The sequence below is a fragment of the Mycolicibacter arupensis genome, from assembly GCF_002086515.1.
In the GTDB taxonomy this organism is placed as follows: Bacteria; Actinomycetota; Actinomycetes; order Mycobacteriales; family Mycobacteriaceae; genus Mycobacterium; species Mycobacterium arupense.
The window spans coordinates 106,796-114,919 of the sequence record NZ_MVHH01000009.1; the positions used below are offsets into that span (position 1 = coordinate 106,796).

The 8,124-nt window shown below is 67.8% G+C and carries 6 protein-coding genes; 3 read left to right on the forward strand and 3 right to left on the reverse strand.

Translation table 11 applies throughout. From position 1 onward, the window contains the following. The first annotated feature begins 198 nt into the window (after window positions 1-198). Both BST15_RS06845 and BST15_RS06850 read left to right on the forward strand, forming a co-directional pair. A complete protein-coding gene (locus BST15_RS06845; protein WP_046191053.1) occupies window positions 199-3,195 on the forward strand; it encodes an MMPL family transporter in 2,997 nt (998 codons plus the stop codon). Continuing rightward, window positions 3,192-3,686, forward strand: a complete 495-nt coding sequence (locus BST15_RS06850; RefSeq protein WP_046191054.1) for a helix-turn-helix domain-containing protein — start codon at window positions 3,192-3,194, stop codon at window positions 3,684-3,686. Before BST15_RS06845 ends, BST15_RS06850 begins: the two co-directional genes overlap by 4 nt. A gap of 21 nt (window positions 3,687-3,707) precedes the next feature. On the opposite strand, the gene BST15_RS06855 is transcribed toward BST15_RS06850, so the two are convergent. Then, the gene (locus BST15_RS06855) at window positions 3,708-4,421 is read right to left on the reverse strand and encodes a hypothetical protein (RefSeq protein WP_046191055.1); all 714 of its coding nucleotides are present in this window, start codon (window positions 4,419-4,421) and stop codon (window positions 3,708-3,710) included. Further along, window positions 4,418-5,122 carry a hypothetical protein gene (locus BST15_RS06860; protein WP_046191056.1) on the reverse strand — a complete coding sequence of 235 codons (705 nt, stop codon included), beginning with the start codon at window positions 5,120-5,122 and terminating at the stop codon, window positions 4,418-4,420. The genes BST15_RS06855 and BST15_RS06860 overlap by 4 nt, the downstream gene beginning before the upstream one ends. Window positions 5,123-5,165: 43 nt before the next feature. Here BST15_RS06860 and BST15_RS06865 point away from each other — a divergent pair, with 43 nt between their 5' ends. Further along, entirely contained in the window at window positions 5,166-7,160 is a 1,995-nt protein-coding gene (locus BST15_RS06865; RefSeq protein WP_046191057.1) for a M13 family metallopeptidase, read from the forward strand. Between the two features lie 52 nt (window positions 7,161-7,212). Here BST15_RS06865 and BST15_RS06870 read toward each other — a convergent pair. Next, window positions 7,213-8,124 (reverse strand): L,D-transpeptidase (locus BST15_RS06870; protein WP_207572047.1); only part of this gene is annotated, 912 nt, incomplete at its 5' end.

Sequence of the window (8,124 nt, forward strand, 5' to 3'; positions counted from 1 at the left end):
CGAAAGACGGCCTTTTCCCCATCCTGACAGTAACCACCTAAGGCCGCCACCCGAGCGCAGGTCAGCCTGGTCACAGTGCGGTTCCCAGCTGGCATCAGAGCAGCTCAGAGGCGAGAGAAACGGCCGGCGTGAGACGTTGCTGCGGTAGGCTCGCAGCACGGTTGCGGGCGAGAGCGGAGAGACGAAATCCAGCAGTTCATGATGCGCTTCAGCAGCAACCTGCGCAGATTCCGCTGGGTGGTCTTCACAGGGTGGCTACTGGCTGTCATCCCCTCGCTGTACCTGGCCGGTACCCAGTCCGGACACCTGACCGGCGGCGGTTTCGAGGTCCAGGGATCGCAGTCGCTGCACGTCCAGTATCAGCTCGAGGATCACTTCCCGGAGCAGGGTGCGTCACCGCTGGCTCTGGTGGCCGCGCCCCGCGCCGACGCCACTTACCGCGACATGAAGGATGCGGTCGCGCTGCTCCAGCAGGCCGCCGGCGAGGTTGCCAGCGTGACGGTGCTGCCCGACACGACGCAGCCGCCGCCCCGGCCGGACCGGCCCTACGTGGTGTCCCTGCGGGTGGACTTCAACAACACCGGCGCGGTCGACGTCGCCAAGAAGTTGCGCACCAAACTGGGCGTGGAAGGCGAGCACCCGGGCCGGATCGAGAACGGTTCGGTGAACCTCTACGTGATCGGGCAGGGCGCGCTCGGCGCCGCCGCGTCTGCCAAGACCAAGCAGGACATCGGTGCCGCGGAGCGCTGGAATCTGCCGATCGTGCTGATCGTGCTGCTGGCGGTGTTCGGTTCGCTGGCGGCCGCCGCCATCCCGCTGGCGCTGGGAATCGGCACCGTGATCGTCACGATGGGGCTGGTCTATCTGCTGTCGATGTTCACCGCGATGTCGGTGTTCGTCACCTCGACGGTCTCGATGTTCGGTATCGCTCTGGCGATCGACTATTCCCTGTTCATCCTGATGCGTTATCGCGAGGAGCTGCGGGCCGGCCGCCAACCGGAGGAAGCCGTCGATGCCGCGATGGCGACGTCCGGCCTGGCGGTGGTGCTGTCCGGTCTCACCGTGGTGGCCTCCCTGACCGGGATCTACCTGATCAATACACCGGTGCTGGTCTCGATGGCCACCGGAGCGATCCTGTCCGTCTCGGTCGCGGTGCTGGCCTCGGTCAGCCTCACCCCGGTGGTGCTGGCCGTGTTCGGCCGGGCGGTCGCCAAGCGGTCCGCGCTGCTGCACTGGACGCGGGGCCCGCAGGCCCTGCAATCGCGCTTCTGGACCCGCTGGACGGCATCGGTCATGCGCCGCCCGTGGGCATCGGCGCTGGTGACCGCGGCGTTTCTGCTGGCGCTCGCGGCACCGGCGCTGTCGCTGTCGCTGGGCAACAGCATGCTTCGCCAGTTCGACTCCTCCCATGAGCTCCGGGGCGGGGTGGCCGCGGCGGCTCAGGCCCTGGGACCGGGAGCGCTGGGACCCATCCGGGTCCTGGTGACCATCCCGGGCGCGGATGCCTCAGCGCCGTCGCACGCCGCGACGTTCGCCGCCATCCGCCAGGAGATGTCCCAGGCTCCCAACATCGCCTCGGTGTCTCCCCCGGTGTTCGGCGATGACAACAGCAGCGGCCTGCTGTCCGCGGTGCTGTCGGTGGATCCCGAGGACATGGCTGCCCGGGACACCGTCGACTGGATGCGCGAACACCTGCCGGCGGCGGCCGGTTCGCCAGCGATCCAGGTGGATGTCGGCGGACCGACTGCGTTGATCAAGGACTTCGACGACCGCGTTGCTGCTGCCGAACCGATCGTGTTCGTGTTCGTGGCGCTGATCGCCTTCCTGATGTTGCTGGTCTCGATTCAGTCGGTGTTCCTGGCGCTCAAGGGCGTCGTGATGACGGTGCTGTCGGTGGCCGCCGCCTACGGAAGCCTGGTCATGGTGTTCCAGTGGGGCTGGCTGGAAAGGCTCGGTTTCGCGGCGACCGGATCCATCGACACATTCATCCCGCCGCTGGTCCTGGCGATGACGTTCGGCTTGTCGATGGACTACGAGATCTTCCTGCTGACCCGCATCAGAGAGCGGTTCCTGCAGACCGGAAATACCCACGATGCCGTCGCCTACGGGGTGTCCACCAGCGCCCGGACCATTACCAGCGCCGCCCTGATCATGATCGCGGTATTCATCGGTTTCGCGTTCGCCGGGATGCCGCTGGTTGCCGAGCTGGGTGTGGCCTGCGCGGTCGCGATCGCGGTGGACGCCACGGTGGTGCGGCTGGTGCTGGTTCCGGCGCTCATGGCGATGTTCGCCGAGTGGAACTGGTGGCTGCCGCGGTGGCTGGCCCGGATCCTGCCGTCAGTGGACTTCGAGAAGCCCCTGCCCACGGTGGATCTGGGCGACGTCGTGGTGATCCCCGATGACATCTCCGCCCTGATCACCCCCAGCGCCGACCTTCGTGTGGTGGTCAAGTCGGCGGCAAGGCTCAAAGACCTGGTCCCCGACGCCGTCTGTGTCAGCGATCCGTTGGCGCTGCGCGGCTGCGGCGTGACCGACCTGGCGACCAGCAAGATCGAGGCGGTTCCGGTCAGCTCCGGATCGGCAGGATCGTCGCAGGCAGGCCCCCGAGGGGTGAGCCAGGCGCTGGCCAGGCTGACCGGCAGCTGGCAATCCCGCTCCGGGACCGACCGGGCTCAACCGCGCACGGTGCGGCCGGTGCACCCGGTGACGGTGTGGCGGCGGCGGCTCGCGGTGGCGCTGGACGCACTGGAGACCGAAACGTGGGCGGCCAACGAGATCGGGCTGGAAGGACCGTCGCTGACCCGGCGCCTGCCCATGGAGACCGCCGCCGTTCAACTGCCCACCGGCGATCGACTGCAGATCCCCACCGGCGCCGAGACCCTGCGACTGGCGGGCTACCTGGTGCTCGCGCGCAATAGCCTGCGGGACTACGCGGGACTCGCCGAGCTTGCCGGCGCACTCGGCCCCAAAACCGTCGCTGAGGCGCTCGGCGAGATCGACAGGTATTACTCTGGTCAACCAGTCGACGGACGATGGATGGCCAGCCAGCTGGCCTGTCGGCTCGCCGATCCGGAACCCACCGCACGCGGCGACTACGCTTCCGGCGAGGACGCTGCGGAGGCGAGCACGGACTGGGACGAAGTCCAAGGGCGCTGCCTGGCAGTTGCCGTAGCGATGCTGGAGGAGGCGAGGTGACGTTGGCCGCGGACCGCCGTCGTGGGTCGCTGCCCTGGCAGCCGGCCGGCGACACCGACCGGCCGGTCGAGTTCTGGCCCACCTCGGCCATCCGTTCTGCGTTGCAGAGCGGCGACATCGGCACCTGGCAGCTCATCGTGGTCGCGCTCAAACGCGACCCCTACGGCCGCACGGCCCGCCAAGTCGAAGAGGTGCTGGACGGCAGCCCGTCGTTCGGTATAGCCAAGGCGCTCGCAGAGGTCCTGAGCCGCGCTCGCGCGCACCTGGAGGCCAACGAACGCGCGGAGGTGGCGCGGCACATGCGGGTGCTCATCGAACGATGCGGCCTGAGCCAGCAGGAGTTCGCCTCACGGATCGGCGTTCCGGCCGACACGCTCGGCGAATACCTCAGCGCCGCCGTGAGTCCGCCGGCGTCGCTGATGGTCCGGATGCGTCGGCTGTCGGACCGTTTTGTCAAACTGCACACCCGCGACACGCCCGACGTCCTCTGACGCCGGGCCTGCCGCTTGGGCTCAGCGCGCGTGGATCGGTGACATCTCCAGGACCAGCCATTGGTTGTCTCGCTTGGTCAGCGTGACCCGGACCGGGACCACCGACTGCTTGACCTGTTGATTGGCCACAGTCTGGACGCTGCGCATCACCACAGCCACCCGGGCGGCCGACGGCCCAAGCGCCTCGACACCGGCACTGAGTGTGTCCGCGTCGACCGCGATATTGCGGCTTGCCATGTCGTTGGCGGTCCGGCCGATGCTCTCCCGGAAGGCAGCGACGCGGTCGGGAACCATGAAGGAAGCCGCCTTGTCGATCGAGGCTTCGGGGTCGGCCGGCGAGACCGTGGCGGCGGCTTCTGCCATGCCCACCGCGGCCGCTACCACCGCATAGGAGTCGGCCTCCAGATCACGGTCTGGCACCGTCCAGCGCAGATAACCCAGCACCGCCGACGCGACCAGTGCCGTGGCAGCCAGTGCGACAACCCCGAAGCGCAGGCCCGGCCGTTCGTTGTCGGTGCCGACCGTGACTTTGTCGCGGCGCAGCAGCACGAAGTTGATCACCATGCCCTCGACGATCAACAGCACCAGCACCGAGCACAGCGACACGTACCACAGCGGCCAGGCCAGGGTCAGGCCCACCAGCAGCAGGCCGCCGACGGCAGCCAGTGGTGCGACGACGTCGACGGCCACGACCCGCCAGAGCGGCGGCGATTTCAGCAGTTCCAGCTTGCTCATCGAATCGACCTCAATCGGGAGATCATCAGGTCATCGCCGACGGCGGTGACGTCGAGGTGCAACGCCCAGTGCACGGTCTGCGGCCTACCGCCCACGTTCTCGGCGATCGAGGTGGCGATCACCATCACCGGGTCGGTGCGGCCCGGGCTCGACGGCTCGTCACTACCCACGCCGGAGGACCCGTCGAGGTCGTGGTGCTCCAGTTCGATGGCGACCGCTTCGATCCTGCCGCTGCTGCGCGACTGGATCCGCTGCACCACATCACGGTAGGGCGCCAAGGCCGCGTCGAACTCGCGATTGAGTCCGCCCACCGTCTTATCGCGCAGTCGCGCCATGCCCTTCTCGACGTTCTCGGCGTTCAAGTTGATCAGCACACTGGTCCAGCTGGCGGCGGTCTGCAGCACTTGGCTGCGGTGCTCGCGCTCCTTGACGTCTTTGTGGTGCAACTCCCAGGTGAACAGGCTGAAAACCAGCGCCGCCACCGCGACCACACCCAACGCCACCGATCCCCAGCCGTATCCGGACAGGCCACCGCCCGGAGCTGCCGCGGGCGGCTTGCCGCCGGCGCTCTTCTTGGCCTTCTTCGCTTTGGGTTTGGGGGTAGCGTCCTGGTCCTTGGCACTGTCGGTAGTGCCGTCGCCGGGTTCGCTGATTCCGTCGTCCACCTCGGTGGAGACGTCGGGTTGCTCCTCGTCAGGCATGGCGGTGACGCTACAGCAGAGCCGCGGCATCCGTCGTGGAAGGATGGGCTGGGTGACCTCATCAGCCACCCGCTCCGGCGTCGATCTCACCCATGTGGACAGTGCGGTTCGGCCGCAGGACGATCTGTTCGGTCATGTCAACGGCCGTTGGCTCGACGAGTACCAGATGCCACCGGACCGTGCCACCGACGGCGCCTTCCGCACTCTGTTCGACCGGGCCGAGATCCAGGTCCGTGACCTCATCACTGAGGCCGCGGCGAGCAGCGCCCCCGTCGGCACCGATGAGCGCCGGATCGGCGACCTCTACGCCAGCTTTATAGACGAGCAGACCGTGCGTGAGCGCGGTGTGGAGCCGTTGCTCCGGGAGTTGGCCGGGATCGACGATGCCGGCGACCGTGTGGCCCTGGCGGAGGTACTGGGAGCGGTTCAGCGCACCGGCGTCGGCGGGGGTGTGGGCCTTTATGTGGACACCGACTCGAAGAACTCGACGCGTTACCTGCTACACCTGAGCCAGTCGGGCATTGGACTGCCGGACGAGTCCTATTACCGCGATGAACAGCACGCGGCGGTCCTGCAGGCCTACCCCGGCCACATCGCGGCAATGTTCGCGCTGGTCTTCGGCGGGGACCCGGTCGACTACGCCGGCAGGGCGGAGCGCATCGTGACGCTGGAGACCAGGCTGGCGGGCGCGCACTGGGATGTGGTGAAGCGCCGCGATGCCGATCTGACCTACAACCTGCGCACCTTGGCCGGCCTCCCCACCGAAGCGCCCGGCTTCGACTGGGCCGGCTGGGTGGGCGCCCTGGGCGTGCGGCCCGATACCGCCGATGAATTGGTGGTGCGCCAGCCGGACTTCCTGAGCGCCTTCGCCGCGTTGTGGGACAGCGCGGACTTCGCCGATTGGCAGGACTGGGCGCGGTGGCGGGTCATTCATGCGCGCGCGGGGCTGTTGACCGAGGAGTTGATCGCCGAGGACTTCGCGTTCTACGGGCGGCGCCTGTCGGGCACCGAACAGATCAGGGACCGCTGGAAGCGCGGCGTTTCCGTGGTGGAATCACTACTGGGCGATGCCGTCGGAAAACTGTACGTCGAGAAGCACTTTCCGCCCGACGCCAAGGCGCGCGTCGATGAGCTGGTCGGTAATCTGCGGGAGGCCTACCGGGTCAGCATCACCAACCTGGACTGGATGACCCCGGCCACCCGGGAGCGCGCGCTGACCAAGCTGGACAAGTTCACTGCCAAAGTCGGCTACCCCGCGACGTGGCGGGACTACTCGGCGCTGGCCACCGACCCCACCGATCTGTACGGCAATTACCTGCGCGGCTACGCGGTCAACTACGACCGTGAACTGGCCAAGTTGGGCCGGCCGGTGGACCGCGACGAATGGTTCATGACGCCACAGACCGTCAACGCCTACTACAACCCGGGGATGAACGAGATCGTCTTCCCGGCGGCCATCCTGCAACCGCCGTTCTTTGACGCCGAGGCCGACGACGCCGCCAACTACGGCGGTATCGGCGCGGTGATCGGCCATGAGATCGGCCACGGGTTCGATGACCAGGGCGCCAAGTACGACGGCGACGGCAACCTGATCGACTGGTGGACCGACGCCGACCGCGCCGAATTCGGTTCTCGCACGAGCGCGTTGATCGCCCAGTACGAAACCTACGTCCCGCGTCAGCTCGATGGCGACCGGCACGTCAACGGCGCGTTCACCGTCGGGGAGAACATCGGCGACCTGGGCGGTCTGTCGATTGCGCTGCTGGCCTACCAGCTGTCGCTGGCCGGCGCGGAGGCACCGGTGATCGACGGCCTGACCGGCACCCAGCGGGTGTTCTTCGGCTGGGCGCAGGTGTGGCGGACCAAGTCCCGCGATGCCGAAGCCATCCGGCGTCTGGCCGTGGACCCGCACTCACCGCCGGAATTCCGGTGCAACGGGGTGATCCGCAACATGGACGCGTTCTACGACGCGTTCGCGGTCACACCGGACGACGCGCTGTACCTGGAGCCCGCTTCGCGGGTCCGCATCTGGAACTGAGTTCCGGCCTTCAGCGGCCGCGTCAGCGGATGAGGGTTGGCGCCGGCCTGCCCTAAAGCTGCCAGTCCTGCGATCCGTCGTTCTTGGTGTAGGTACCGACGGAGTTCTTCACCACGACGGGGTCGCCGCTGCCGAAGTTCTCGTAGAACCACTTGGCGTTGGCCGGGCTCAGGTTGATGCAGCCGTGGCTGACATTGCGCTTGCCCTGATCAGCCACTGACCACGGCGCACTGTGCACGAATCCGCCGCTGTTGTCGATCCGGACGGCGTCCTGCACGGTGAGCTTGTAGCCCCAACTGGAGTTCACCGGGACCCCGTAGGTGGACGAGTCCATCACCACGGTGGGGAATTTCTCCAGCACGTAGTACGTGCCGTTGGGGGTCTCATGACCGCCCGCGCTCATTCCCATCGACATCGGGAAGGTCTTCTCCACCTTGCCATCGCGGGTGATCGTCATCTGATGCGTCTTGTCGTCGGCGGTGGCCACCAGCGAGTCCCCCACCCGGAAGCTCGACTTGGTCCCGGCTGCATCGATGTTGACGACGGTGTGGGCGGGCCAGAAGTTCAGCGGGCGCCACCGCACCTGACTGGGGGTCATCCAGTAGAACTTGCCGGACACCGGCGGGTTCGACGAGATGTGGATGGCCTGCTCGGCCATCGCCTTGTCGGCGATCGGACGCTGGAAGTCAATGATGATCGGCTTGGCCACGCCCACCATCGAACCGTTGACCGGGTTGAAGGACGGTGGCAGGAACGGCGGGGTACCGGTGAACGGCTCCGGGTTCTGCCCGACGACCGGTCCGGCTGCCACCGCCGGAACCGCGCCCGGCTCCACCGGGGCGGCTGGATCTGTCAGGACGGCCTGCGCGCCGGGATCAGCGGGGGCACCCTCGGGGGCGCCGAGCGGTGCCGGCAGACCGGGGTCGGGTGGCGGCGGGAAGGCAACCGGCTCACCCGCCGGGGG

Bases quoted from the DNA above. Each gene is read 5' to 3' on its own strand.
- BST15_RS06855 (WP_046191055.1), bottom strand. From the start codon at position 4,421: ATGAGCAAGCTGGAACTGCTGAAATCGCCGCCGCTCTGGCGGGTCGTG.
- BST15_RS06845 (WP_046191053.1), top strand. From the start codon at position 199: ATGATGCGCTTCAGCAGCAACCTGCGCAGATTCCGCTGGGTGGTCTTC.
- BST15_RS06860 (WP_046191056.1), bottom strand. From the start codon at position 5,122: ATGCCTGACGAGGAGCAACCCGACGTCTCCACCGAGGTGGACGACGGA.
- BST15_RS06865 (WP_046191057.1), top strand. From the start codon at position 5,166: ATGGGCTGGGTGACCTCATCAGCCACCCGCTCCGGCGTCGATCTCACC.